We start from the raw sequence: 25,561 nt of genomic DNA, 5'->3' as shown, positions 1-25,561 counted from the left end.
CACGATCGGTGGCATGAGCCCGGCCAGCCGCAAGCGCAAGCCCAAGAGGAACAACGCCGGTAGGCCGCGTCCGCCGCGGGTGTCGCCGCTGGCCGAGACGGTCGAGCAGGCGCTGGAGATCACGTCGCTGGTGCAGGCTCGGACCTGGGCGTCCGACCTGATCGGCCACTACCGCGCCGTCGCCTGGGATACGGGAGACGACCCGGACATCGCCATCGGGCAGCTGCGGTTCGAGATCGCCGACGTGGGCGGGGCCGCCGGTACGGCGGCGGCGCTGGCGCTGAGCCTGGTCGGCCGGCGCAAGCGGCGGGCCGAATTCGCCGCGCTGGGCGAGGAACTCGCGCTCGCCACCGGGTCGATGCCGGCCTGGTACGCCGGCGACCTGAAGCTGCGGCTGCTCGCCGCCCGTTCGATCACCGACGCCAACCGGGACTACGAGGCGATCGTCCTGGAGTACCACGACCACACGCTGGGCGTGATCGTCGAGCACGTCGGCCTGATGCGCCTGCTCAGCGTCGTCGTGCGGGGCCCGCAGGACGGTGTCGCGTTCGTCCGCGAGCTGGCCCGGGCGATCTCGGCCCACGGGGAACCCGTCGCGCTGAGCCCGACCGAGGTGTCGTACCGCCTGTTCGGCCCGGTGACCATGTTCGTGGACGAGGGACCGGACTTCGCCGCCGACCTTCCGGCCGCGCAGGTCAGGAAGGTCATCGGGCGGACGGCGCTGATGGAGGCGGTGCTGACCGACCTGCCCCCCGCGCCGGCCGACGAGGGCGTGATCGAGCAGTTCATGGCCACCTGTGACACTGACGAGAAATGGTCGCGCTGGTGGGCCGGCTTCGTGGTCCGCAGCGCCGAGGAGACCGGCCGCGCCGTGACCGACTTCGGCCTGCACTTCGGCCACGCGCAGATCCTCAAACTGGCGCGGGAGGTGGCGATGCCGGAGGCGGACGTGCCGGCGCTGACCGAGGCCATCCGCGCTTGGGCCCGCTTCACCAACGCCGACTGGACGGACGACCTGTCGGTGCTGCTGGAGGGGTACGCGATCCTCAACGCCCGGGTGACCCGTTCCTGACGCCACGTGCGACGATTCGCCGCATGAGCCCGGTCAGCCGTAGCCGCAAGCCCAAGCGCAAGGGGCAGCGCCCACGTCCGCAGTCCCCGGTCCAGGCGGCGGTGGCCGCCGCGAACGACCTGCTGGGCATGAAGTCGCTGTACGAGGCGCAGCTGTGGGCGGCCGGGCTGGTCGGCAGTTTCTGGCGGTCGGCGTGGCAGCGGGACGGCGACCCGGACGAGACCATGGACCGCTCGGTGGAGCGGCTGGTCGAGGCGCTGGTGGAGCAGGGCAGCCCGGCGACGCTGGCGGCGCTGCTGGCGCTGGGCTCCGTCGGCTACGACGAGGAGCGGGACTTCTTCCTCGACGCCGCAACCGAGCTGACCTCGGCCGGCGTGTCGGCGCCGGACTGGTACCGGCAGGAGCAGCCGGCGCTGGAGGACGCGTGGTCGGTGGCCGACCAGTTCGGCGACGTCGAGCTGATCACGTTGGGCTACGCCGACATCGTCATCGGCGTGCTGGTCGACCACGCGCAGGCGTTGCACATCGTGCAGATCGCCGTGGTGCAACGGACCGAGACGGACGCGCAGGCGCTGGCACGGGAACTGGGCGTGAACATCCAGCCGTCGCCGCAGCCGGTCCGGCTGACCGCGGTGGAGGCGCTGGAGCGGATCGACGGGCCGCTGGGGCTGTTCCTGGTGGACGGTCCGGAGGCGCACGGCGAGATGCTGGAGCTGCCGGACGACACCAATCCGGCGATGGAGTTCGCGCTGCTGCAGGCCCGGGTGGCGGCGCTGTCCGACGACCTGCCGGAGATCGAGGACTTCGAGCCGGTGGTCGAGGAGTTCCTGGCCTCGCGGACCTTCGCCGACGCCGAGCTGGCTCGGTCGTGGGCCGTGCTGGCGGCCAGCTCCGCGTCGTCCAACGGCCGCCGCGTCCGGCAGATCGGTCCGGCGTCGCTGGACTACCTGCTGAGCGTGAGCGTGCCGGCCAACATCGAGATCTCCGACGAGGACCTGGCGCTGCTGCCGGAGATCGTCACCGCCTGGGTGCACTTCACCGCCACGCCGGCGCAGCTCCCCGTGTGGGAGGAGCGGCTGCCCGAGATCCTGGAGCGCTTCGCCGAGGCCTACCACGACCCCGAGCTGGTCGAGTTCCGCGCCGACAGCGACGAGCTCGTGGCGCTGCGGGACATCGAGGAGGCCCTGGAGGCCGACTACGACGAGCTGCTGCCCGTGCCCGAGGACGTCGAGCAGACCGCGCACGTGCTGAAGATCGTGTTCCCCGACCGGGAGAAGCAGGTCGAGGTCGAGTCGACCACCTCGCTGGACGAGCTCAGCGCCGTGATCCAGGAGGCCTTCGAGCTGGAGCCCGACCCCGCGTGGGACTTCGTCACCGCCGCCGGCGGGCTCATCGGCCCGGAGTCCGAGGTGATCGTCGCCGAGGTCGGCATCGAGGGCCTGCACTTCGGCTACGCCGTCGGCGCGCTGGACACCGTCGAGGCGCGGATCGAGGTCGTGCGGGTGCAGAAGCGGGAAGGCAAGTACCCGCGGGTGAGTTGATCTGCCGGAAACCGACATTCGGTGTGCCGGAGAGCGTGACTCGCCGGGGTCAGTCGTCGCTGACGCTGCGGCGGTTGCGCTTGACCTCGCTGCGCTGGTGCTTGGCCTCCAGGCGGCGTTCCTTGGCGCCCCGGGAGGGCTTGGTGGGGCGGCGCTTGGGCGGCGGCGGGGTCGCCGCGGCCCGGAGCACCGACACCAGGCGTTCCCGGGCGGCGTTGCGGTTGGCCAGCTGGGACCGGTACTCGCTGGCGGCGATGGTGAGCACGCCGTCGACGAGGCGGTTGGCCAGCCGCGCGAGGATGCGCGGGCGGAGGTGGTCCGGGATCGACGGCGAGCCGGCCACGTCGAAGGACAGCTCGACCCGGCTGTCGGTGGTGTTCACGCCCTGGCCTCCCGGTCCGGAGGACCGGGAGAACCGTTCGCGCAGTTCCGCGCCGGCGATCACCAGCGACGGCGTCACCTGGAGTTCGTCGGCCATGGCCCCAAGATTACGTGGGGCGTCCACCGAGTAACCGGTGTCAGAAGCGGGGGTGGTCGCCCCGCAGCACGACCCGCTCGTCGCCGGCGGGGCCGATCTCGCCGAGCACCCACGCGGGCACGTGTCGGGCGGTGAGCACGGCCAGCGCCCGGTCGGCGTCCTCGGCAGAGACGACGGCGACCATGCCGACGCCCATGTTGAACGTCTTCTCCATCTCCTCCCGCTCGACCCGGCCGCGCTGGGCGATCAGGGCGAACACGGGGGCCGGGGTCCAGGTGCCGCGGTCCAGCGTCGCGGTGAGACCGTCGGGGATGACCCGGGCCAGGTTGGCCACCAGGCCGCCGCCGGTGATGTGCGCGAACGTCCTGGCGTCGGCCTCGGCGGCCAGCGCCAGGCAGTCCTTGGCGTAGATCTTGGTCGGCTCCAGCAGCTCCTCGCCGAGGGTCCGGCCGAACTCCTCGACGTGCCCCTCCAGCGGCATCCGGGCGATGTCCAGCAGCACGTGTCGGGCCAGCGAGTAGCCGTTGGAGTGCAGGCCGGTGGACCCCATGCCGATCACGACGTCGCCGTCCTGCACCCGCTCCGGGCCGAGGATCTTGTCGGCTTCGACGACGCCGACGCCGGTGGCCGACACGTCGTACGCGCCGTCGGCCATCAGCCCCGGGTGCTCGGCGGTCTCGCCGCCGAGCAGCGCGCAGCCGGCCTGCACGCAGCCCTCGGCGATGCCCTTGACGATGGCGGCGATCCGGTCCGGCACCACCTTGCCGACGGCGATGTAGTCCTGCAGCAGCAGCGGCTCGGCGCCGCACACCACCAGGTCGTCCACGACCATGGCGACCAGGTCGACGCCGATGGTGTCGTGCACGTCCATCGCCTGCGCGACGGCGATCTTGGTGCCGACGCCGTCGGTGGACGACGCCAGCACGGGCTCCCGCCACCGGTCCAGCTTCAGCTTGAACAGGCCGGCGAAGCCGCCGATGCCGCCGAGCACCTCGGGCCGGGTGGCCTTGGTGGCCCACGGCTTGAGCTTCTCGACCGCCTCGTCGCCCGCGGCGATGCTGACGCCGGCCGCCGCGTAGGTGGCCTTCGGGCTGTTGGTTTCCGTGCTCACGGTCGAGAAGCTCCGTACTCGTAGGGGATCGTTCAGGGTCGACGCAGCGCGTCCTCGGCACCGTACCCGTTGGCGAGCACGGGTGCGGCGGAGCCCGAGACGGCCTTCTCCTCGATGCCCTCGAGCAGATGCTTGCCGATCATGGCGTCGTCGGGCAGCGGGATCGGGTAGTCGCCGTCGAAGCAGGCGCTGCACAGCCGGCTCTTCGGCTGCTCGCTGGCGGCGACCAGCGCCTCCAGCGACACGTAGCCGAGCGAGTCGGCGCCGATGGAGCGGCGGATGCCGTCGAAGTCCAGCCCGTTGGCGATCAGCTCGGCCCGGGAGGCGAAGTCGATGCCGTAGAAGCAGGGCCAGCGCACGGGCGGTGACGCGATCCGGACGTGCACCTCGATCGCGCCGGCCTCGCGCAGCATCCGCACCAGCGCCCGCTGCGTGTTGCCGCGCACGATGGAGTCGTCGACGACGACGAGCCGCTTGCCGCGGATCACGTCCCGCAGCGGGTTGAGCTTGAGCCGGATGCCCAGCTGCCGGATGGTCTGCGACGGCTGGATGAAGGTGCGGCCGACGTAGGCGTTCTTGACCAGGCCGGACCCGTACGGGATGCCGGACGCCTGGGCGTAGCCGATGGCGGCGGGGGTGCCGGACTCCGGCACCGGGATGACCAGATCGGCCTCGACGGGGTGCTCGGCGGCCAGCCGGCGGCCGATGTCGACCCGGGTGGCGTGCACGGACCGGCCGCCGATGGTGGTGTCGGGCCGGGCCAGGTAGACGTACTCGAAGATGCAGCCCTTGGGCTCGGGGTTGGCGAAGCGAGCGGACCTCAGGCCGTCGGCGTCGATGGCCAGCAGCTCGCCGGGCTCGACCTCGCGGACGAAGGACGCGCCGACGATGTCCAGCGCCGCGGTCTCGCTGGCGACCACCCAGCCGCGCTCCAGCCGGCCGAGCACCAGCGGCCGCACGCCCTGCGGGTCGCGGGCCGCGTACAGGGTGTTCTCGTCGGACCAGACGAGGCAGAACGCGCCGCGCAGGGTCGGCAGTAACTCCATCGCCGCCTGCTCAAGGCCCTTGTCCGCGGCGGCCGCGGCGAGCAGGCCGGACATCAGGTCCGAGTCGGTGGTGGCGCCGCCGCGCATGTCCACGCCGGCCTCCTTGGCGCGGGCCAGGAGTTCGGCGGTGTTGACCAGGTTGCCGTTGTGGCCCAGCGACATGCCGCTGCCGGTGGCGGTGGTGCGGAACACCGGCTGGGCGTTCTCCCACGTGGTGGAGCCGGTCGTGGAGTAGCGGCAGTGCCCGACGGCGAGGTAGCCGTGCAGCGAGGACAGGATCTGCTCGTCGAACACCTGGCTGACCAGGCCGAGATCCTTGAACACCACGATCTGCTTGCCGTCGGCGACCGAGATGCCGGCCGCTTCCTGGCCGCGGTGCTGGAGGGCGTAAAGCCCGTAGTAGGTGAGCTTGGCCACGTCTTCGCCTGGGGCCCAGACCCCGAAGACGCCACACTCCTCACGCGGTTCGCGCTCGGATTCGTCGGACACAGAGTCGGGCACAGACCGGTCGGTGGGCACCGAGAACTCCCTAGTGACGGCGTCGGACCACCTTCAGTGTAGGTGGCGAAAAGGCCAACAAGGGGTGTCCGTGCCCCACGACCGTGTCACACAACACAGTGCTCCTGCGCCCGGGCGCAGGCGCGATCTCGGTCAGCTGTGGCAGCCGTCGACCCGCGTGACCGTGTCGGAGCTGTCGATGGCCGCGTCCTGCTGGTGCACGTGACACAGCACAAGATCACCCACGTGGATGCCGGCGGGCAGGTTCCAGGCGTCGACACTGATCTTGTCGACGTTGGCCAGTGGCGCGTGGCCGGGGCTGGCGGGCTCCTGTTCGAGCAGGGCGCAGGTAGGCCGGCCGTCCTCGGCCTGGCAGAACTGGGCGACGGTGAAGTCGAGGTTGCCGTCCCATTCGCGTGGGGTGACGCCCCAGACGAAGGCAGTGGCGACGGCGACGAGTCCGAGGCACGCCACGATGCCGGTGCCGATGAGCGCGAGCCTGCGCATCCTCGTCACCGGTCCTCGACCCGGACAATTCGTCCGAGATCGTTCGTACGTGCGAAAACGGACACGTGAGAATGTTACTTGCCGCCCAGCCGATGGTAAAGGGGCGGTCACGAGACCACACGCAGCAGGGGCAGCTGGGCGGACAGGTCCGCGCGGCTGCCCGAGGCGGTGACCCGATCACCGGCGACGGCATCGGCCCAGGTCAGCCGGCCGGTGGCGAGTTCGAGCCAGGCGCGTGCGTCCATCTCGATCACGTTGGGCGGCGTGCCCCGGGTGTGGCGCACGCCCTCGATGCACTGCACCGCGGCGAACGGCGGCACGCGCACCTCCACGCTCTTGCCGGGCGCGTCCTGCGCCAGCGTGCGCAGGCTCAGCCGCACGGCGGCGGCGAGTTTCGACCGCTCAGGGGCGTCTTCCGCGCCGTCGAGCCAAGGCAGCACCGCCTGCACGGCGGCCATCAGGTCATGTGGATCAACCGTCGACGGCACGCTGCCACCGTAGCGTTACGACCGTTTGGAGCATTGCGGGTAAACGTTCCATAAGGAAACCTTCTTTACTATTCCGCCGCCGCCAGAACTCCTGTGAGGAGGCGGTCCATGCTCCGCAGAAGCCAGGTTCCCTGGCTGGTCACCGCGCTCGGCCTGGCGCTCGTCGTGCCGGCCGGCGTGTCCGACGCAAGTGCGCAGCCCAGAGTCGCGGCGCCGGCCGCCCCGGGACAGGTGGTGACGGTTCCCGGCTGGAAGCTCCAGACGAGCAAGACCGCCACACAGGGCGGCGCGACCCTGTCCTCACCGACATATGACGACAGCTCATGGACGTCGGTGCCGGCCCGCTCCACCGTCATGGGCGGCCTGATCTCGGCCGGGAAGTACGGGGACCTCAACTACTCGACGAACCTGAAGAACGTCGACAAGTCCGACTTCACGGTGCCGTGGTGGTACCGGGAGACGTTCACCGCCAGCCCGGCCGCCGGCACGCACACCTTCCTGCGGCTGAACAACGGCATCATCGGCGGCTCGGAGATCTGGCTCAACGGCAAGAAGATCGGCACCACCGACACCGGCGCGTACCCGTCGCACGAGTTCGACGTCACCGACACCGTGAAGTCGGGCACGAACGCGCTGGCCATCAAGGCCTCGCCGGCCGACCCGAAGAAGCAGCTGTCGATCTTCTGGGTGGACTGGACGCAGACCCCGCCGGACAACAACATGGGCATCTGGCGGGACGTGCAGCTGGCCGAGACCGGCGCGGTGACGGTCCGCAACACCCGGGTCGTCACGTCGGTCGCGGGCGATCTCAAGAGCGCGGATCTGACGATCAAGGCCGAGGTCACCAACAACACCGGCGCATCGGTGACGACCACGGTCGCCGGCACGGTCGACAAGGCGGCGTTCAGCCAGCAGGTGACGTTGGGCGCCAACCAGACCAAGACCGTCAGCATCGCGCAACACCTGACCGATCCCAAGCTCTGGTGGCCGTACGAGATGGGCGACCAGCCGCTCTACCACCTGGCGCTCAACGCCTCCGTGGACGGCACGGTCTCCGACAGCGCCGCCACCGACTTCGGCGTGCGCGACGTGAAGTCGTCGATCAAGGACGGCGGCATGCAGTTCACCGTGAACGGCAAGCCGCTCCTGGTGCGCGGCGGCGGCTGGTCGTCGGACCTGTTCCTCCGCTACGACCGGCAGAAGCTGACCGACCAGATGAGCTACGTCCGCGACCTCGGGCTGAACACGGTTCGCCTGGAGGGCAAGGAGGAGAACGACGAGCTGTACGAGATCGCCGACCGGCTGGGCATCATGCTGATGCCGGGCTGGGAGTGCTGCTCGTACTGGCAGAGCTACAGCAAGTGGACGGCCGCCGACCACACCGTGGCCAAGGAGTCCGCGGTCACCGAGGGCCTGCGGCTGCGCAACCACCCGAGCATCCTGGGCTTCTACATCGGCAGCGACACCGCGCCGACGGCCGCGGTGGAGAAGGACTACCTGGACGGGCTGAAGGTCTCCGACTGGCAGGCCCCGATCATCTCGTCCGCGGCGAAGGCGAGCAGCCCGCAGACCGGCGCCTCCGGCAACAAGATGGACGGCCCGTACTGGTGGGTGCCGCCGAACTACTGGTACGGCACCCAGTACGGCGGCGCGTTCGGCTTCGCCTCCGAGGTGGGCCCCGGCCCGACCATCCCGGACAGCGACGCGCTGAAGAAGTACCTGTCCCCGCAGGAGCTTTCCGACCTGTGGCAGAACGGATCCAAGGCGCAGTACCACCTCTCGCCCAGCGGTGAGTTCTCCAAGCTGGGGTCGTTCCTGACCGCGCTGGGCAAGCGCTACGGCGCGCCGAAGAGCCTGGACGACTTCGTGTCCAAGTCGCAGCTGACCAACTACGAGGTCAACCGGGCCCAGTTCGAGGCGTTCGGGCGCAACCAGTCCAAGAGCAGCAAGCCGGCGACCGGCGTCATCTACTGGATGCTGAACAACCCGTGGCCGACCCTGTACTGGCACCTGTTCGACTACTCGATGCAGCCGTCGGGCTCGTACTTCGGGGCCAAGGCGGCGCTGCGGCCGCTGCACGTCCAGTTCTCCTACGACGACCGGTCGGTGGCGCTGGTGAACACCGGGCTGGCGGCGAAGTCGGGGCTGTCCGTGCAGACGACGATCTTCAACACGGACGGCAGCGTCAAGTCGGACACCACGCAGTCGGACGTCACCGCCAAGGGCAACGGCTCCACCACGCTGAACAAGGTGGCCACGCCGAGCGGGCTGTCGACGACGTACTTCGTGCGGCTGCTGCTGAAGGACTCCAGCGGCAACGTCATCGACCGCAACGTGTACTGGCTGTCCACCAAGGCGGACACGCTGAAGTGGGACAGCTCCACCTGGTACGACACGCCGCAGAGCGCCTACGCGGACCTGTCCGGCCTGCAGAATCTGGGCGCGGGCAAGGTCGATGTCAGCGCGTCCACCACAACCAGCGGCGACCGCTCGACGACGGCGGTGAAGCTGACCAACAGCGGCAGCAAGGTGGCGTTCTTCCTGCGGGCGACCATCCGCAAGGGGGCGTCGGGCGGCGAGCTCGCGCCAGTCACCTGGAGTGACGACTACGTCACGATCTGGCCCGGCGAGTCCGTGACGTTGCAGGCCGACTACCGGACCGCCGAACTGGGCGGCGCGCAGCCGAACGTGCAGGTCGCGGGCGTGAACGTGGCCGCGAAGACGGTGGCCGCGGCCCCGAGGTAGGCGCGTGGGTGGGCTTTCCCCGGTCGAGCGACACGGGGAAAGCTCACCCATGTTGGTTACAAACGGTGGTTCGAAGCGCCCTCGGTGTTATGAGAGGGTGAAGCGCCCGAACGACACTTTCGAGGGGCGCGACTACCGTGGCGACACCGAACACCCACCTGCTGACCATCACGCAGGAGATGCGCGACAACGCGAAGGCCAACCCGAACACCTGGCTGCACATCCTGGATCCGGCGTTCCGGCCGGGCGACGAGGTGCCGCCGTGGGGCGTCATCGGCTCGTTCCGGGTCGACGGGGACGGCCGGATCGACGAGCGCTTCGAACCCAACCCGAACTGGCGGCCGTCCCCGGTCGCGGCCGACATGCCGGCGCCGGAGACCCGCCTGGAGCGGGCCATGCAGCAGGCCCGCACCGGCTACGAGCCGGAGTCCTCCGTGCTCGACGGCGTGCTCAACGCGACGCTGCTGGTGTACGCGAGAGGCCCGGAGGACCGGGAGCTCGCCGGCTTCCAGGACCAGGCCAGCGGCCAGATCCTGGTGGCGGCCTGCACGTCGAGCCGGTTCGTGCCGGACGCCTGGCCGCACGCGCGGGCCATCGCCGGCCGCGAGCTGGTGACCAAGCTGGCCGGCTGCCCGCTGCTGCTCAATCCCGGCAGCAAGCCCGGCGCGCTGATCCCGGCGGAGGCATTGCTGGCCGCCGCGGGGGTCCCCCAGGGCTAGGCTCGATCGTGTGGTCAACACGATGAGAGCGGCGACCGTGACGCCGGGCCGCCCGGACGACCTCCGCGTGTCGGAGTGGCCGGATCCCGTTGCCCTGGACGGGGAACTGCTCGTCGAGGGGCTGCTCGTCGGGCTGTGCCACACCGACCTGGAGATCATCAACGGCCGGATCGACTCGCTGCCGCCGGGGCAGGACCGGATGGTGCTGTTCCACGAGTCGCTCGGCCGCGTGCTGTCGGCGCCGTCGGGCAGCGGGTTCGCCCCCGGGGACCTGGTGGCGGGTGTGGTGCGGCGGCCGGATCCGTTGCCCTGCGGGCCCTGTGCCGCCGGCCGCTCGGACTTCTGTCTGAACGGCGACTACACCGAGCGCGGGGTCAGCGCGCTGGACGGGTACGGGTCGGAGCGCTGGGCCGTCCCGGCCGAGTACGCGGTGAAGCTGGCGCCCGAGGTCGGCGACTGCGGCGTGCTGGCCGAGCCGACGTCGGTCGTGGCCAAGGCCTGGGACCAGGTCGACATCGTCGGCGGGCGGACCTTCCATGCCCCGCAACGGGTTCTGGTCACCGGGGCGGGGCCGATCGGTCTGCTGGCGGCGATGCTGGGTGTGCAGCGCGGCCTCGACGTGCACGTGTTGGACCGGGTCGAGAAGGGCGTGAAGCCCGAGCTGGTCCGGGCCCTGGGCGCGGCGTACCACCTCGGCCTGGACACGGTTCCCGTGGTGGACGTGGTGATCGAGTGCACCGGCGTCGGCCCGCTGGTGTTCGACTCGGTGCTGAAGCTGGGCCGCAACGCGGTGGCCGTGCTGGTCGGTCTGTCCACTTCGGACGCCGAGATTCCCCTTGCGCCGTCACGGTTGAACGACACGCTGGTGTTCGGCAACGCCGCCGTGGTGGGCAGCGTGAACTCCGCGCCGGCGCATTTCCGCACGGCGGCGGAGGCGCTGGCCAAGGCCGACCAGGAGTGGCTGCGCCGCCTGATCACCCGCCGCGTGCCGCTGTCCGCCTGGCCGCAGGCGCTGGAGCGCGGGGACGACATCAAAGTCGTTGTGGAGCTGGACAAGTAGCCGTCGCGGCCGGCGGTCGCCGGCCGCGAAACCCGGGTCTAGAACAGAACCTCGATCTGGTCCGGCGTCCCCGGCCGGGCGAACAGCCAGCCCTGCCCGGCGTCGCAGCCGATCTTGCGCAGCCGCTCGGCCTGCGACGGCGTCTCCACGCCCTCGGCGGTCACGGTCAGCCCGAGCGCGTGGGCCAGCGAGACCAGGGTGCTGACGATCTTGGCGTCGACCGGGTCGGCCCCGTCGGCGGCCCGCATGCCCTCCATGAACGAGCCGGCGATCTTCAGCTCGTGCACCGGAAGGTGCTTGAGGTAGGCCAGGTTCGAGTACCCGGTGCCGAAGTCGTCGATGGCGATGCGCACACCCATGCCGGACAGCTGGCGCAGCGCCTCCAGCGGCTCGTCGGCGGTGCCCATGATCGCGCTCTCGGTCAGCTCCAGCTGCAGCAGGTGCGGCGGCAGGGCGAACTCCTCCAGGATCGACTTCACGTCCGAGACCAGCGCCGGGTCCCGGGACTGCCGCACGGCCAGGTTGACGCTGACGAACGGCGTCGCGTCGCCGAACGCGTCCAGCCACCACCGGGCCTGCTGGCAGGCCTTGCGCAGCACCCACCGGCCCAGCGGCACGATCAGCCCGGTCTCCTCGGCCAGCTCGATGAACCGGTCCGGCGCCAGCCGCCCGAACTCCGGGTGCTGCCAGCGAACCAGCGCCTCGACGCCGAGAACCTTGCTGTCGTCCAGGCGAACCAGCGGCTGGTAGTCGACGTAGAACTCGTCCCGCTCCAGCGCCGCCGGCATGGTCGCGGACAGCGTGAACCGCGCGACCTCGCGGGCGTTGCGCTCCGGGTCGTAGAGCGCCCACCGGCTCTTGCCGTCGGCCTTGGCCCAGTACAGCGTGATGTCCGCGTCCCGCATGAGGTCCGCGGAGGTGGTCCCGTTGATCTCCCGTTCGACCAACCCGATGCTGGCCGACACCGACAGCTCGTGCCCGTCGATCCGGATCGGCCCGGTCAGCGAGTCCAGCACCCGGTCGGCGATGTCCACAATGGACTGGGTGCCGGTGGAGCCCTCGATCAGGATGACGAACTCGTCGCCGCCCATCCGGGCCACCAGCCGGCCGTCGCCGGCCACCGACTCGTCCAGCCGGTTGGCCACCGCGACCAGCAGCTGGTCGCCGATGTCGTGGCCGAGGCTGTCGTTGATCACCTTGAAGCCGTCGAGGTCCAGGTAGCACAGCCCGATCCGGGTGCCCGACGCCCCGTCGAAGGCTTTGCTCAGCCGCTCCAGGAACAGCGCCCGGTTCGGCAGCGTGGTCAGCGGGTCGTGCAGCGCCTGGTAGCGCAGGCGGTTCTGCAGCAGGTGCCGGTCGGTCACGTCCTCGACCATCGCCACCTGGTAGGCCGGCTGCCCGTCGTCGTCACGGACCAGCGAGATGGTCAGGTGCGTCCACACCGCCTCGCCGTCGCGCCGGTTGAACCGCTTCTCCACCCGGAAGTGGTCACGCTCGCCGTGCAGCAGCTGCTCGTAGTAGACCCACACGCTCTCCGCGTCGGCCGGGTGCATCAGCGAGCGCAGGTTGCGCTGCCGCAGCTCCGAGGCCGGGTAGCCGAGCATGTCCTGCAGCGACTGGTTGACCTCCAGGATGTTGCCGTCGGTGTCGGAGATGCCCATGCCGATCGCGGCCTCCGCGAACACCGCGCGGAACCGGGCCTCGCTGGCCCGCAGCGCCGCCTCGGCGTGGTCGCGGGCGTCCAGCACGGCCTCCCGGATCGCCTCCTGCTCGTCCAACGTCCGCTCCCGCAGGCTCTGCGCGTACCCCGCGGACAGCGCGCCCTGCAACGCGGCGACGCGGGCCCGCAGGTGCGGCTCGCTGTCCCGGCCCAGCTCGGTGAGCAGATCGTCGCCCATCAGCTGGACGGTGCGGTCCAGCGTCTCGGTGCCGGTGAAGTGGGCCTCCACCAGCCGGATGCCGACCTCGTGCGCCGCGGACGTGCGGAACGTGTCCGCGAGCAGCGCCTCGACCAGCAGCTCGGTCAGCCCGCGCAGGTGGTCGACGACCTCGGCCTTGGTCATCGGCACGTAGCTGGTGCCGATGATCGCCGAGGCCCACGACTGCGCGAAGGCCTCCATGCCGGCCGCGACGGGCTCAGTCACGGCCGACCGCGCCCGGGGAATGTCCTGCCTGGTCCATCCCGTCATGGCTTACGCCCCACCGCCACGTAGGCCGCGCTGCGCTCGGGATGCTCATCCAGGTCCTCCACCGCCTCTGGACGCCACAACGAAATGTCCACCACTCCAGGTTCCGCCAGGTCGAAGCCGGCTAACAACTCGGTCACCTCCGCCGCGCTCCTGGGGTGGAAATCGATGGTCGTGTTGTCCCGGTAGAGCTGCTCGGTGCGCTGGTAGTCCTCGAGACCGCCCTCCACGGAGAAGTTGGTGAGCGCGATGTGACTGCCGGCCGTGACCCGGTCCCGGTAGCGGGCGATCACCGCGGGCAGGTCGACGTCGCCGACGAAGTCGAGGACTCCCACCAGAAGCAGGCCGACCGGCTGGTCGAAGTCGAGCAGCCGACGGGTTTCGGGATGGTCGAGCACCACGTCCGGCTCGCAGATGTCGCCCAGCACCACGGCGGTGTTGGCCGAGTCGAGCAGGTGCTTGCCGTGCGCGATGACCGCCGGATCGTTGTCCACCAGCACCACCCGGCTGGACGGCTCCAGCCGGCGGGCCAACTCGGCCGAGCCGCCGGCGGTGGGCAGGCCCGAGCCGAGGTCGAGGAACTGCGTGACGCCCTGGCCGACCAGGTACCGCATGGCGCGCGCGAGGAAGCGGCGGTGCAACTGCATCATCTGCGGCAGCTCGGGCATCAGCTTCGCGGCGGCGTCGGCGAGGACGCGGTCGACGGCGAAGTTGTGCGCGCCACCCAGGTAGTAGTCAAAGATCCTGGCCACGCTCGCGCTGCGCAGGTCGATCTCCGGGCGCTCCACGCGGCCACCTCTCGTCCTCGGCGTCTCTCCACCCGAGTAGGACCGGTGGCGAGCATACGACCGGGCAGGCCGGGCGTCTAACGTCACGTTTTCTCCCTGCTACCGGCCGACACCCGGTGCCAGGCGCACTGGCCGCCTTCACAGTGAAAACCAGGCGTCACGCGTTCCTCCCCCCGGTGCCGCGACCGCAGCGCTCCAGTGGACCACTCGTTCGGCGGACATGGTGTCAGCTTGAGGCCAATCACACAGGCTGCAGCCGGCTCCGCGGGGCAACCATGTCCAACAGCACGCTGGCCGCTGCACTGTGCGACGCCGGCGTGACGATCGCGGTCTCCCAGGTGGGGGCCGGGCCGGTCAGCGGCACGAAGCGGGCCCGCGATCCCTTGTGCACGAAGTTGCCGGGCAGGATGGCCACGCCCAGACCGTTGCCGACCAGGTCGAGCAGCGAGTGCACGTCGTTGACCTCCAGCGCCACGTGCCGGTCCAGGCAGTTGGCGGCGAGCAGCCGGTCCACGGTGTCCCGGGTGCCCCAGTCGGGGTGGTAGTCCACGAACGGCAGGCCGTCGAGTTCCCGCAGGTCGACGCTGTCGCGCTCGGCGAAGGGGTGCTCAGGTCCGCAGGCCAGCATCATCGGCAGGGTGTCGAGCGGGGTCACCATGACCTCGTCCGGAATGCGCGGCGGCCTCGTCACGAAGGCGACGTCGAGCCGGCCGGCGCGGACCTGCTCGACCAGCGCGCCGGAGCTGTCGTGGCGGAGCTGGATGTCCACGCCGGGATGGGCTCGGCTGAATCGAGCAAGTACGCCGGGCAGGTCCACTGTGCACAGACACTGGATGGTGCCGACGGCCAGCCGGCCGCGCAGCAGGCCCTGCACCGCGGCGACGGCGTCCTTGGCCGCGGCCACGTTGGTCAGCGCGCGCCGGGCCTCGACCAGCAGCGCCCGGCCCGCCTCGGTCAGCTCCACCTGCCGGGTGCTGCGCAGGAACAGCGTCGCGCCGAGCTCCCGTTCCAGCGAGCGGATGGACGCCGACAGGCCGGACTGGGCCACGTGCATGCGCTGGGCGGCGCGGGTGAAGTGGCACTCCTCGGCGACCGCGACGAAGTACTCGAGCTGACGCAGTTCCACGATTGAGCATCCCGGGTGATCGAGCGAATCACTTTCTTCTGTTGGACAGCTTAATACCGTGTCAGCAGGGTAGAGCCAGGTCAACACCGCACCGACGAAAGGACCACGATGCAGACTCGCCGCATCGGCGACGCCCAGGTCAGCGCGATCGGACTCGGCGGCATGCCGATGTCCATCGAGGGGCGGCCGGACGAGGCGCGCAGCATCGCCACCGTGCACGCCGCCCTCGACGCCGGCATCACCTTCTTCGACACCGCCGACGCCTACTCGCTGGGCGGCCCCGAGGTCGGGCACAACGAGACGCTGATCGCGCGGGCCGTCGCCAGCTGGGGCGGCGACACGTCCGACGTGCTGATCGCCACCAAGGGCGGGCACCTGCGCCCCGGCGACGGCAGCTGGACGCTGGACGGCCGCCCCGAGTACCTCAAGCAGGCCGCCGACGCCTCGCTCAAGCGGCTCGGCGTCGACGTCATCGGGCTCTACCAGTTCCACCGGCCCGACCCCCAGGTCGACTACGCCGACTCCGTCGGCGCCATCCGGGACCTGCTGGACGCCGGCAAGATCCGCTACGCCGGCATCTCCAACGCCAACCCGGAGCAGATCAAGCTGGCCGACGAGATCCTCGGCGGCCGGCTGGTGTCCGTGCAGAACCAGTTCTCGCCGGCCTTCCGGTCCAGCGAGCCGGAGCTGGAGCTGTGCGACGAGATGGGCATCGCCTTCCTGCCGTGGAGCCCCTTCGGCGGCATCCAGCGCGCCGCCGAGCTGGGCAACCGGTTCGCTCCGTTCGCCGAGATCGCCGCCGACAAGGGCGTCAGCCCCCACGTGCTGACGCTGGCCTGGATGCTGGCCAAGTCGCCGGTGGTCGTGCCGATCCCCGGCGCCAGCCGGCCGGAGACGATCCAGGACTCCGCCACCGCCGTCGACGTCAAGCTGACGGCCGAGGAGATGGCCCGGCTGGACGCCGCCTAGTAGGCGTAGCCGTTGAAGGTGAGGGCGACCGGCTCGTTGCCGCCGTTGCGGACGAAGTCGTAGGCGCTGGCCTCGTCCGGCACGGTGGCGGCCGGTCGCCACTCCACAAAGGACACATCGTCGAAGTCGACGGCCTGGCCGGCCACCGATCCCGCGCGGGTGGCCGCCAGGCCGAGGCGCAGCAGCACCATGTTGCCCTTCTCGCCCAGGTCGGCCGGCTTCAGGTCGACCGACACCTCGTGCCACTGGCCGTCCGAGGGCACGGACAACGGCCGGTTCACGTCCCGTAGCGGCGTCGACTCCGGATCCTCGGTGGGGTCGGAGTCGTCGAAGTGGTACGGCGTCAACCTGATCAGCGGGGTCGCGCCGTTCACGGCTCGGACCTTGGCCCGCAGGGTGTACGTCGGCTCCGGATCCAGCGGCGTGCCGTCGGCGTTCTCCTCGCGATGGCGGGGCAGCGGGATCCTCGCCACCGGGCGGTCCAGCTTCTCCGCGCCGCCGGCTCCCTCCACCCGGAGATACCCGGCCTGGCCCAGGGCGCCGTTGCCGACCACGTCGCTCGACCAGTGCGTGTCGCCGTCGGGACGGCCGTTCACGGTGTTGTCCTCGAAGCTGCCCCAGCCGAACAGGTCCCGTCCGAGGTCGAGGTCTTTCACCGGTTGCCGAGGATCGATCAGGCCGTCGAAGCCGATCTTCGTGACGGCGTGCGGGCCGGCCTCGACCTTGACCGGTGTCGGCTTCGGCGCGTCGGCGGTGATCAACGCCGTGCCGTGGTCGGCCTGGAACTGCGCCGGCTGCGTGTCGGCGTCCCGAGGGGTCGGCACGGTCAGCACCGCGCCGCCGGGACCGCGCTGCGTCTGCACCGGCCGCCGGCTGTCCGCCCACACGCCCAGCACGGTCCTGCGCGCCGCGGCGCCGGACGCCAGCTCCGGCCGGTAGCCGTCGATCTCCACCGGCACCAGCCGGGCCTCCACGAGCCGGTCGCCGTCCCAGACCGTGCGCAGGAAGGCCGACGAGAACGTGGACATGAAGTCCTGGTCGAACACGAAGTTGCCCATGCTGTAGGCGATCAGGTGGCCCTTGTAGAACTCGAAGCCCTGCAGCACGTGCGGATGGTGGCAGATCACGATGTCCGCGCCGGCGTCGATGGCCGCCCGTGCCATCGCCCGCGTGTCCTTGGCCGAGGCGGACTGGAACTGGAAGCCGGTGTGCATCTCGACGATCGTCAGCTGCGACTGCTTGGCGACGGCGTTGATCTGCGCCGGGGACGCGGTGTCGTCCCAGCGGGCCGCGCCGCCGTGGCCGCGGCGGGCCACCCAGTCCTGGATCTCCGGGTAGACCCGGGTCAGCGAGTCCCAGGCGGCGGCCTGGTCGGCCCGGGCCAGCTTCTCGTACAACGTCCAGGCCTGGCCGATGGTCCGGTCCTCGGTCGGGATCCTGCCGTAGCCCCAGGAACGGGGCTGGTACTGCCAGGCGTCGTCGTCGCTGGTCGGCGCGCCCGTCTTGGGGTACGAGTCGTTGACGTAGGAGCCGTCCACGCTGGTGTAGGCCAGGACGGCGACGTCGGTGCCGTGCACCTTGGCCTGGAACGGCTTCTCCGGCTCGTCGCCGACGGTCGTGCCGACCACGGGGAAACCGGCCGCGGAGAGCGCTTTCTCCGTGTCGGCGACGCCGCCGTCGAGGAAGTCTCGGGTGTGGTTGTTGGCCAGCAGCGGCACGGTGACGCCAAGCGCCTTCAGGCCGTCGACACTGGCCGGCGGGGACTCCAGGATGAACCGCTTCTTCGGGTACGCGTTGGTCGACGCCGCGCTGCTGACCACCGTCTCCAGGTTCACGGTGCTCAGGTCGGCCAACCGGAATGCCGGCGCCACCGCGTCCACCACGGAGCGGGCACCAGCGGCGGCGTCGTTGGCCGGAATGAGAGCACCGCTCTGATAGCGGCGGCCGAACATCACGTCGCCGGCGGCGTTCACCACGAACCGCTTACCGCCGTTGTCGGAGAGCAGCCGGACGTCGATCGTCCGGCCGGCGTCCTCAAGGCCGAGGATCACCGGCTCGGCGATGTGCCCCGGCGCGGCGGCGACCGTCATGACCGGACCGTTGCCGAGCTGCACCTTCTGCGGCTCGGCCAGCGGCTTGCCGACCTCGTCCACGACTCTGACGGTCACCGCCGGCACAGCCCCGGCGGCGGTGACCTCGCCGTCGGGTGGGCAGCGCCATAAGCAGCCGCCGACCAGGTTGGGCACGATCGCCACGCCGCCGACGACCAGAACGACGATCAGGAACAGGCTCAACCGCTTGCCGACAGCCGCCACGGACGCTCCCGTTAGTTAGGAAACTTTCCTAATATTGAGAGCGCTCTCGGCGATTCGTCAAGACGCCGTCAGCGATGCTGCCCGTGCTCGAAGCCCGCGGACTCCGGGCCGTGCAGCGGCCGGTCCAGCCGCTCCAGCACCGGCAGCGCCCGACGCAGGTCGTCCAGCAGCAACTCCGCGAGGTCGCGGCCGAAGCCGTTGCGCACCACGATGCGCAAAGCGACCAGGTCCGTCCGGTTGTCCGGGAACGTGTAGGCCGGCACCAGCCAGCCCGCCTGCCGCAGCGCCGCCGAGACGTCGAACACCGAGTAGCGGGTGATCTCCTCGGACAGCGTGAACGCGAACACCGGCAGCTGGTCGCCGCTGGTCAGCAGCTGGAACGGCCCCAGCTTGCCGATCTCCCCGGCCAGCCAGGTGGCCACCTCCCGGCAGGACAGCTGCACCCGCCGGTAGCCGTCGAACCCCAGCCGCAGGAAGTTGTAGTACTGGGCGATCACCTGGGAGCCGGGACGGGAGAAGTTCAGCGCGAACGTCGGCATGTCGCCGCCCAGGTAGTTCACCCGGAACACCAGGTCCTCGGGCAGCGCGTCGGCGTCCCGCCAGACCGCCCAGCCGACACCGGGGTAGACCAGCCCGTACTTGTGACCTGAGGTGTTGATCGACGCCACCCGCGGCAGCCGGAAGTCCCACTCCAGCTCGGGGTCGCAGAACGGGGCGACCATCGCGCCGGAGGCGCCGTCCACGTGCACCGGGATGTCGTGGCCGGTGCGCTGCTGGAACTCGTCCAGCGCCGCGCAGATCTCGGCCACCGGCTCGTACGAGCCGTCGAAGGTGGACCCCAGGATGGCGACGACGCCGATGGTGTTCTCGTCGCAGCGGGCCACCGCCTCGGCCGCGGACAGCGTGAACCGGTCGCCCTCCATCGGCACCAGCCGCGCCTCGACGTCCCAGTAGTTGGCGAACTTCTCCCAGCAGATCTGGACGTTGATGCCCATGACGACGTTCGGGCGGTCCGTCGGCTTTCCCTCGGCCCGGCGGCGATGCTGCCAGCGGCGCTTGAGGGCGAGGCCGGCCAGCATGCACGCCTCGCTGGAGCCGGTGGTCGAGCAGCCGACCGCCCGCGCCGGATCCTCCGCGTGCCACAGGTCGGCCAGCATGCGCACGCAGCGCGACTCCAGGTCGGCGGTGCGCGGGTACTCGTCCTTGTCGATCATGTTCTTGTCGAACGTCTCGGACATCAGCCGCGCCGCCTGCGGCTCCATCCACGTCGTCACGAACGTGGCCAGGTTGAGCCGGGCGTTGCCGTCGAGCATCAGCTCGTCGTGCACGACCTGGTAGGCCAGCTCCGGATCGAGGCCATCGGCCGGCAGCACATCGCGCGGGATGCGCACCGGCTCGCGGGTGAACACGGGATTGACCGTGACGTCGGAGTGCCGGCCCCTGTCGTCGGCCGGATGCCTGAGACCCATGGCAGCCAACGCTAGTCCCGGACACGCGGGCCCGCTCAACGCGAGAAGTTAGGCCGATCGGTCTAGTGTGATACTCCGTTCGATCCCCAGCGGGGAAGGAATTCGCCCATGGAGTCGAAGACACGAACAGGCGTGCGGGCGTTGCTGGCCGGCGTGCTCGTCACGGCGATGATCACCGCCCCGACGCCCGCGTCCGCGCAGCCGCTGGCCCACCCCCAGGACGACTACGCCGGGTCACAGATCGCCAGGCACGAGGGCACCGGCGGCACGCCGCTGCTCGACGTCAAGGCCGACGACGACGCCCTGGGCCTGGACGTGAGCAGCCATCAGGGTGACGTGGACTGGGCGACCGTCGCGCGCAACGGCGGCAAGTTCTCGTACGCCAAGGCGACCGAGGGCATCACCTACACCAATCCGAACTTCGCCCAGCAGTACAACGGCTCCTACGCCGCCGGCCTCGCCCACGGCGCGTACCACTTCGCGTTGCCGGACGTCTCCGACGGCGCCACCCAGGCCAACTACTTCGTCGACCACGGCGGCGGCTGGTCCAAGGACGGCCGCACGCTGCCGCCCGCGCTGGACATCGAGTACAACCCGTACGGCGACACCTGCTACAAGCTCACGCCGGAGCAGATGACCGCCTGGATCAAGGCCTTCAGCGACCAGATGTGGCGCCGCACCGGCATTCCGCCGACGATCTACACCAGCTACACGTGGTGGACGAAGTGCACCGGCAACACCACCCTGCTGCGGGGGAATCCGTTGTGGATTCCGCGCTACGGCACCGATGTCGGCACGCTGCCCGGCGGCTGGACGACACAGGCGATCTGGCAGTTCGCGGACAAGGGCGTGTTCCCCGGCGACCAGAACCGCTTCAACGGCAACGCCGACCGGCTTCACGCATTCACACTTGGCTGATCAACTCGTTACCCACCAACTAGTTGTGTGGTGTCAGAGTTGACAGGAGGCGCAGACTAACCACGAGCGGCCGAGCCACATGGCCGCCAGGCCAACGATATTCACCCCTACGACGTAATACCGCTACTCCGTATACGTGAGAAAATCACCGTCAATCTAGCCGAAGCGTGAATCCTCGTTCACACTTCACGCAACGTGGAAGTTCCACGTGATCCGCTTCCCTGCGAGCAGATCGAGAGGTTCCACCATGAACACTCGGTTACGTCCGGCGGGCCGCGGCCGCCGGCTGGCGGCGGCACTGACCGCCATGATCCTGTCCGTAGCCTTCGGCGCCACCACCCCTGCCGGCGCCGCCACTTCGGGCGGAAATCCCCCCGACTCCGTGCAGGACGCGCAGCACAACCACACCATGGGCTCGCAGGTCGCCCGGCACCTCGGCCACCGCACCGCCGAGAAGCCGACCGCGTTCGGGCCGGCCGCCGTCGTGTACGGCATGGATGTGAGCTCCTATCAAGGCAACGTCGACTGGCAGACCGCGTGGAACAACGGCGGCCGGTTCGCCTACGTCAAGGCCACCGAGGGCACGTACTACATCAACGGGTACTTCGCCCAGCAGTACAACGGTTCCTACAACGTCGGCATGATCCGCGGCGCCTACCACTTCGCCACACCCAACACCACCAACGGCACCACCCAGGCCAACTACTTCGTCGACCACGGCGGCGGCTGGTCCCGCGACGGCAAGACCCTGCCCGGTGCGCTGGACATCGAGTGGAACCCGTCCGGCGCCGAGTGCTACGGCCTGTCCCAGGCCGGGATGGTGCAGTGGATCCTGGACTTCAGCAACACCTACCACGCCCGCGCCGGGGTGTGGCCGGTGATCTACACCGCGCAGCAGTGGTGGCAGGACTGCACCGGCAACCGCGGCGACTTCACCTCCACCAACCCGCTGTGGGTCGCCCGCTACGCCAGCAGCGTCGGCGTCCTGCCGTACGCCTGGACCGTCTACACCTTCTGGCAGTACGCCGACTCCGGCACCTTCCCCGGCGACCAGGACGAGTTCAACGGCAGCTACGACCGCCTACAGGCCCTGGCCAACGGCTGACAGCGCCCATGCCGCGCGTTCCGTGCGGGGCTCGGCCTCTCTAAGCCTTGCGCTCTCCGGGACTGAGAGCCCTCAGTCCCGGAGAGCGCAAGGCACAAACTCAGTCGAACAGGGCGGGCAAGGTGCCTTCCCAGGCCGTGCGCAGCTCGTCCAGGGAGTAGGTCGCCACGCCCTGGAACTCCAGCTCGGTCGACTCCTTGTCCACCACGCCGATGCGCACCCACGGCAGCTCACGCGCCGTGCACATCTCGGTGAACCGCAGCTCCTCGCTGCGCGGCACCGCGACCACGACCCGGCCGGCGGACTCGGAGAACAGCTGCACGAACGGGTCCACGCCCTCGGGCAGGATGATCCGCGCGCCGGTCTCGCCGATCAGGCAGGACTCGACGATCGCCTGCGCAAGGCCGCCGTCGGACAGGTCGTGCGCCGCGGACAGCATGCCGTCCCGCGAGCCGGCGACCAGCACCTCGGCCAGCAGCCGCTCCCGCTCCAGGTCGACCTGCGGCGGCCGGCCGCCGAGGTGGCCGTGCTCGACGTGCGCCCACTCGGAGCCGCCGAACTCGTCCCGGGTGTCGCCGAGCAGCAGCAGCGTCTCGCCGGGCTCGGTGCCGAAGCCGGTCGGGATGCGCCGCGTGACGTCGTCGATGACGCCGAGCACGCCGACCACGGGCGTCGGCAGGATCGCCGTGCTGCCGGTCTGGTTGTAGAAGCTGACGTTGCCGCCGGTGACCGGAATGCCCAGCTGGGCGCAGCCGTCGGCCAGGCCCTTGATGGCCTGCTCGAACTGCCACATCACCGCCGGGTCCTCGGGCGAGCCGAAGTTCAGGCAGTCGGTGACCGCCAGCGGCGTCGCGCCGGTCGAGGCCACGTTCCGGTACGCCTCGGCCAGCGCTAACTGCGCGCCCTGGTACGGGTCGAGCTTGCAGAACCGGCCGTTGCAGTCGGTGGCCAGGGCCACGCCACGGTTGGTCTGCTCGTCGACGCGGACCATGCCCGAGTCGGACGGCTGGGCCAGCACGGTGTTGCCGCGCACGTAGCGGTCGTACTGCTCGGTCACCCAGCGCTTGGACGCCAGGTTCGGCGAGGAGATCATCCGCAGCAGCAGCGCCCGCAGGTCCTCGGCCGTCGTGGGCCGCGGCAGCGACTCGGGACCGTTGGCCTGCAAGGCATCCTGGTCCGCGGGCCGCTCGATCGGCCGGTGGTAGACCGGGCCCTCGTGCGCGACGGTGCGCGGCGGCACGTCCACCACGACCTGGTCGTGCCAGGTGATGACCAGCCGGTCGCCGTCGGTGACCTCGCCGATCTCGGTGGCGATGACGTCCCACTTCTTGCACACCCGCATGAAGGCGTCCACATCGGACGGCTTCACCACGGCCATCATGCGCTCCTGGGACTCCGAGGACAGCACCTCGGCCGGCGTCATTCCCTTGGCGCGCAACGGAACCCGATCCAGCCAGACGTGCATGCCGCCGTCGCCGGCGCTGGCCAGCTCGCTGGTGGCGCAGGACAGGCCGGCGCCGCCGAGGTCCTGGATGCCGACCACGATGCCCTCGCGGTACAGCTCCAGGCAGCACTCGATGAGCACCTTCTCGGTGAACGGGTCGCCCACCTGCACGCTCGGCAGCTTCTTGCGGCCGGAGCCGCCCTCGTCGCCGGAGAACGTGTCGCTGGCCAGCACCGAGACGCCGCCGATGCCGTCGAGGCCGGTGCGCGCGCCGAACAGGATGACCTTGTTGCCGGTGCCCGAGGCATGCGCCAGGTGCAGGTCCTCCACCCGCAGCGCGCCGATGCAGCCCGCGTTGAGCAGCGGGTTGCCGGCGTAGGAAGCGTCGAAGACCAGCTCGCCGCCGATGTTGGGCAGGCCGAGGCAGTTGCCGTAGCCGCCGACGCCGGCCACCACGCCGTGCAGCACGCGGCGGGTGTCCGGGGCGTCGGCCGGGCCGAAGCGCAGCGGGTCCACCACCGCGATCGGGCGGGCGCCCATCGCCATGATGTCGCGGACGATGCCGCCGACGCCGGTGGCCGCGCCCTGGTAGGGCTCCACGTAGGACGGGTGGTTGTGGCTCTCCACCTTGAAGGTGACCGCCCAGCCGTCGCCGATGTCGACCACGCCGGCGTTCTCGCCGATGCCGGCCAGCATCTTGGCCCGCATCTCGTCGGTCGTGGTCCTGCCGAAGTAGGCGAGGTGGATCTTGGACGACTTGTACGAGCAGTGCTCGCTCCACATCACCGAGTACATGGCCAGCTCGGCGTCCGTCGGCCGGCGACCGAGGATGTCGCGGATGCGCTGGTACTCGTCGTCCTTCAGGCCCAGCTCACGGTACGGCTGCGCGTTGTCCGGCGTCGCCGTCGCGTGCTCGACCGTGTCGATCAGATGCTCAGTCGTCGTCACGCCGCCACCAGGGAGTCGAGAGCGGACAGGAACAGGCCGAGGCCGTCGTCCGACGGGCCGGTCAGCGCGTCGATCGCGTGCTCCGGGTGCGGCATCAGGCCCACCACGCGCCCGTTGGCGCTGGTGATGCCGGCGATGTCGTTGAGCGCGCCGTTGGGGTTGCCGCCGACGTAGCGGAATGCCACCCGGCCCTCGCCCTCCAGCTCGTCGATGACGTGCTGGTCGGCCACGTAGCAGCCCTCGCCCGACTTCAGCGGGATGAGGATCTCCGCGCCCTGGTCGAACCGGCTGGTCCAGGCCGAGGACGTGTTGTCCACCCGCAGCCACTGGTCGCGGCAGACGAAGTGCAGGCCCTTGTTGCGGATCAGCACGCCCGGCAGCAGGCCCGCCTCGCACAGGATCTGGAAGCCGTTGCAGATGCCCAGCACCGGCAGCCCCTTGGCGGCGGCCGCGATGACCTCCGACATCACCGGCGCGAACCGGGCGATCGCGCCCGCCCGCAGGTAGTCGCCGTAGGAGAAGCCGCCCGGCACCACCACCGCGTCCACGCCCTTGAGGTCGGCGTCCGCGTGCCACAGCGCCACCGACTGCGCGCCCGACCGGTCCACCGCCCGGGCCGCGTCCACGTCGTCCAGCGTGCCGGGGAAGGTGATGACCCCGATGCGCGCGGTCACGACTCCACCCGCCGCACGACCCAGTCCTCGACGACCGGGTTGGCGAGGAAGGTCTCGGCGATCTTGGCGAGGGTGGCGTCGTCGACCGAGTCGTCGACGTCCAGTTCGAAGTGCTTGCCTTGGCGGACGCTGCCGATGCCGTCGAAACCGAGACGGGGCAGCGCGTTGGCCACCGCCTGACCCTGCGGGTCGAGGATTTCGGGCTTGGGCATGACGTCGACGACGACTCGGGCCACTGAGGATGCTCCCGGTGTGGAAGGGTCGCGGTACCGCCAAAGCCTACCTGACCTGGGTGAAGTCGATGGACACCCGCCGAACGCCGGGTGAACGCGAGCACCGGTTTCACGCCGTCGT

At 70.3% G+C, this 25,561-nt stretch carries 21 protein-coding genes; 8 read left to right on the top strand and 13 right to left on the bottom strand.

The annotated features are described in order from the left end of the window. The first annotated feature begins 13 nt into the window (after positions 1 to 13). Together BJ998_RS20515 and BJ998_RS20510 are read left to right on the top strand one after the other, a co-directional pair. Positions 14 to 1,072, top strand: a complete 1,059-nt coding sequence (locus tag BJ998_RS20515; protein WP_184863958.1) for a hypothetical protein — start codon at positions 14 to 16, stop codon at positions 1,070 to 1,072. Between the two features lie 23 nt (positions 1,073 to 1,095). Further along, the gene (locus BJ998_RS20510) at positions 1,096 to 2,613 is read left to right on the top strand and encodes a hypothetical protein (protein ID WP_184863956.1); all 1,518 of its coding nucleotides are present in this window, start codon (positions 1,096 to 1,098) and stop codon (positions 2,611 to 2,613) included. Between the two features lie 49 nt (positions 2,614 to 2,662). Here BJ998_RS20510 and arfB read toward each other — a convergent pair whose 3' ends face one another. The 5 genes from arfB to BJ998_RS20485 all read right to left on the bottom strand — a co-directional run bounded on the left by arfB (position 2,663) and on the right by BJ998_RS20485 (position 6,741). After that, the gene (gene arfB / locus BJ998_RS20505; protein ID WP_184863954.1) at positions 2,663 to 3,091 is read right to left on the bottom strand and encodes an alternative ribosome rescue aminoacyl-tRNA hydrolase ArfB; all 429 of its coding nucleotides are present in this window, start codon (positions 3,089 to 3,091) and stop codon (positions 2,663 to 2,665) included. A 40-nt stretch (positions 3,092 to 3,131) separates the two neighbouring features. Then, positions 3,132 to 4,202, bottom strand: coding sequence for a phosphoribosylformylglycinamidine cyclo-ligase (gene purM / locus BJ998_RS20500; RefSeq protein WP_312890243.1), 1,071 nt, complete (start codon positions 4,200 to 4,202; stop codon positions 3,132 to 3,134). A 32-nt stretch (positions 4,203 to 4,234) separates the two neighbouring features. Then, positions 4,235 to 5,767 (bottom strand): amidophosphoribosyltransferase, encoded by a 1,533-nt coding sequence (gene purF / locus BJ998_RS20495; RefSeq protein ID WP_376775880.1) that lies wholly within the window; start codon positions 5,765 to 5,767, stop codon positions 4,235 to 4,237. A gap of 132 nt (positions 5,768 to 5,899) precedes the next feature. Beyond that, positions 5,900 to 6,253 carry a hypothetical protein gene (locus BJ998_RS20490; RefSeq protein WP_184863950.1) on the bottom strand — a complete coding sequence of 118 codons (354 nt, stop codon included), beginning with the start codon at positions 6,251 to 6,253 and terminating at the stop codon, positions 5,900 to 5,902. A 107-nt stretch (positions 6,254 to 6,360) separates the two neighbouring features. After that, entirely contained in the window at positions 6,361 to 6,741 is a 381-nt protein-coding gene (locus BJ998_RS20485; protein ID WP_312890242.1) for a sterol carrier family protein, read from the bottom strand. A 108-nt stretch (positions 6,742 to 6,849) separates the two neighbouring features. On the opposite strand from BJ998_RS20485, the gene BJ998_RS20480 reads away from it, so the two are divergent. The 3 genes from BJ998_RS20480 to BJ998_RS20470 all read left to right on the top strand — a co-directional run bounded on the left by BJ998_RS20480 (position 6,850) and on the right by BJ998_RS20470 (position 11,265). Next, on the top strand, positions 6,850 to 9,486 hold the full coding sequence (locus BJ998_RS20480) for a glycoside hydrolase family 2 protein (protein WP_184863948.1): 2,637 nt from the start codon (positions 6,850 to 6,852) through the stop codon (positions 9,484 to 9,486). Between the two features lie 137 nt (positions 9,487 to 9,623). Next, complete coding sequence (locus tag BJ998_RS20475) at positions 9,624 to 10,205, top strand: type VII secretion system-associated protein (protein WP_184863946.1); 582 nt, start codon at positions 9,624 to 9,626, stop codon at positions 10,203 to 10,205. Between the two features lie 10 nt (positions 10,206 to 10,215). Continuing rightward, a complete protein-coding gene (locus BJ998_RS20470; protein ID WP_312890241.1) occupies positions 10,216 to 11,265 on the top strand; it encodes a glucose 1-dehydrogenase in 1,050 nt (349 codons plus the stop codon). Between the two features lie 38 nt (positions 11,266 to 11,303). Here BJ998_RS20470 and BJ998_RS20465 read toward each other — a convergent pair whose 3' ends face one another. The 3 genes from BJ998_RS20465 to BJ998_RS20455 form a co-directional block, all read right to left on the bottom strand. Continuing rightward, positions 11,304 to 13,409, bottom strand: coding sequence for a putative bifunctional diguanylate cyclase/phosphodiesterase (locus tag BJ998_RS20465; RefSeq protein WP_312890240.1), 2,106 nt, complete (start codon positions 13,407 to 13,409; stop codon positions 11,304 to 11,306). A gap of 41 nt (positions 13,410 to 13,450) precedes the next feature. Beyond that, on the bottom strand, positions 13,451 to 14,239 hold the full coding sequence (locus tag BJ998_RS20460; RefSeq protein ID WP_184863942.1) for an SAM-dependent methyltransferase: 789 nt from the start codon (positions 14,237 to 14,239) through the stop codon (positions 13,451 to 13,453). Between the two features lie 241 nt (positions 14,240 to 14,480). Continuing rightward, positions 14,481 to 15,365, bottom strand: a complete 885-nt coding sequence (locus tag BJ998_RS20455) for a LysR family transcriptional regulator (protein WP_184863940.1) — start codon at positions 15,363 to 15,365, stop codon at positions 14,481 to 14,483. 108 nt (positions 15,366 to 15,473) lie between these two features. Between BJ998_RS20455 and BJ998_RS20450 the strand changes: the two genes are divergently transcribed. Continuing rightward, complete coding sequence (locus BJ998_RS20450) at positions 15,474 to 16,334, top strand: aldo/keto reductase (protein WP_184863939.1); 861 nt, start codon at positions 15,474 to 15,476, stop codon at positions 16,332 to 16,334. Here the strand turns inward: BJ998_RS20450 and BJ998_RS20445 are convergent. Continuing rightward, positions 16,331 to 18,649, bottom strand: a complete 2,319-nt coding sequence (locus BJ998_RS20445; protein WP_184863937.1) for a CapA family protein — start codon at positions 18,647 to 18,649, stop codon at positions 16,331 to 16,333. The two genes, BJ998_RS20450 and BJ998_RS20445, sit on opposite strands and share 4 nt — an antisense overlap. A 68-nt stretch (positions 18,650 to 18,717) precedes the next feature. After that, positions 18,718 to 20,118, bottom strand: coding sequence for a glutamate decarboxylase (gene gad / locus BJ998_RS20440; protein WP_184863935.1), 1,401 nt, complete (start codon positions 20,116 to 20,118; stop codon positions 18,718 to 18,720). Between the two features lie 108 nt (positions 20,119 to 20,226). Between gad and BJ998_RS20435 the strand changes: the two genes are divergently transcribed. Together BJ998_RS20435 and BJ998_RS20430 are read left to right on the top strand one after the other, a co-directional pair. Continuing rightward, positions 20,227 to 21,036 (top strand): lysozyme, encoded by an 810-nt coding sequence (locus BJ998_RS20435; protein WP_376775879.1) that lies wholly within the window; start codon positions 20,227 to 20,229, stop codon positions 21,034 to 21,036. Positions 21,037 to 21,283: 247 nt separating this feature from the next. Continuing rightward, the gene (locus BJ998_RS20430; RefSeq protein ID WP_184863933.1) at positions 21,284 to 22,141 is read left to right on the top strand and encodes a lysozyme; all 858 of its coding nucleotides are present in this window, start codon (positions 21,284 to 21,286) and stop codon (positions 22,139 to 22,141) included. Between the two features lie 100 nt (positions 22,142 to 22,241). On the opposite strand, the gene purL is transcribed toward BJ998_RS20430, so the two are convergent. The 3 genes from purL to purS are packed head-to-tail and all read right to left on the bottom strand — an operon-like array spanning position 22,242 to position 25,443. Then, positions 22,242 to 24,533 (bottom strand): phosphoribosylformylglycinamidine synthase subunit PurL, encoded by a 2,292-nt coding sequence (purL, locus tag BJ998_RS20425; protein ID WP_312890238.1) that lies wholly within the window; start codon positions 24,531 to 24,533, stop codon positions 22,242 to 22,244. Next, positions 24,530 to 25,207, bottom strand: a complete 678-nt coding sequence (purQ, locus tag BJ998_RS20420) for a phosphoribosylformylglycinamidine synthase subunit PurQ (RefSeq protein WP_184863931.1) — start codon at positions 25,205 to 25,207, stop codon at positions 24,530 to 24,532. Before purQ ends, purL begins: the two co-directional genes overlap by 4 nt. Next, positions 25,204 to 25,443, bottom strand: a complete 240-nt coding sequence (gene purS / locus BJ998_RS20415) for a phosphoribosylformylglycinamidine synthase subunit PurS (protein ID WP_116172073.1) — start codon at positions 25,441 to 25,443, stop codon at positions 25,204 to 25,206. Before purS ends, purQ begins: the two co-directional genes overlap by 4 nt. Positions 25,444 to 25,561 lie beyond the last annotated feature (118 nt).

Origin of the sequence: Kutzneria kofuensis, from assembly GCF_014203355.1 — a bacterium.
Classification (GTDB): domain Bacteria; phylum Actinomycetota; class Actinomycetes; order Mycobacteriales; family Pseudonocardiaceae; genus Kutzneria; species Kutzneria kofuensis.
Note: the sequence above shows the minus strand (reverse complement) of the source record. Positions and strands in the feature narration are given on the sequence as shown.

Coding starts and splice junctions, on each gene's coding strand:
- BJ998_RS20515 (WP_184863958.1), top strand. CDS start 14: ATGAGCCCGGCCAGCCGCAAGCGCAAGCCCAAGAGGAACAACGCCGGT.
- BJ998_RS20510 (WP_184863956.1), top strand. CDS start 1,096: ATGAGCCCGGTCAGCCGTAGCCGCAAGCCCAAGCGCAAGGGGCAGCGC.
- arfB (WP_184863954.1), bottom strand. CDS start 3,091: ATGGCCGACGAACTCCAGGTGACGCCGTCGCTGGTGATCGCCGGCGCG.
- BJ998_RS20490 (WP_184863950.1), bottom strand. CDS start 6,253: ATGCGCAGGCTCGCGCTCATCGGCACCGGCATCGTGGCGTGCCTCGGA.
- BJ998_RS20480 (WP_184863948.1), top strand. CDS start 6,850: ATGCTCCGCAGAAGCCAGGTTCCCTGGCTGGTCACCGCGCTCGGCCTG.
- BJ998_RS20450 (WP_184863939.1), top strand. CDS start 15,474: ATGCAGACTCGCCGCATCGGCGACGCCCAGGTCAGCGCGATCGGACTC.
- gad (WP_184863935.1), bottom strand. CDS start 20,118: ATGGGTCTCAGGCATCCGGCCGACGACAGGGGCCGGCACTCCGACGTC.
- BJ998_RS20435 (WP_376775879.1), top strand. CDS start 20,227: ATGGAGTCGAAGACACGAACAGGCGTGCGGGCGTTGCTGGCCGGCGTG.
- BJ998_RS20430 (WP_184863933.1), top strand. CDS start 21,284: ATGAACACTCGGTTACGTCCGGCGGGCCGCGGCCGCCGGCTGGCGGCG.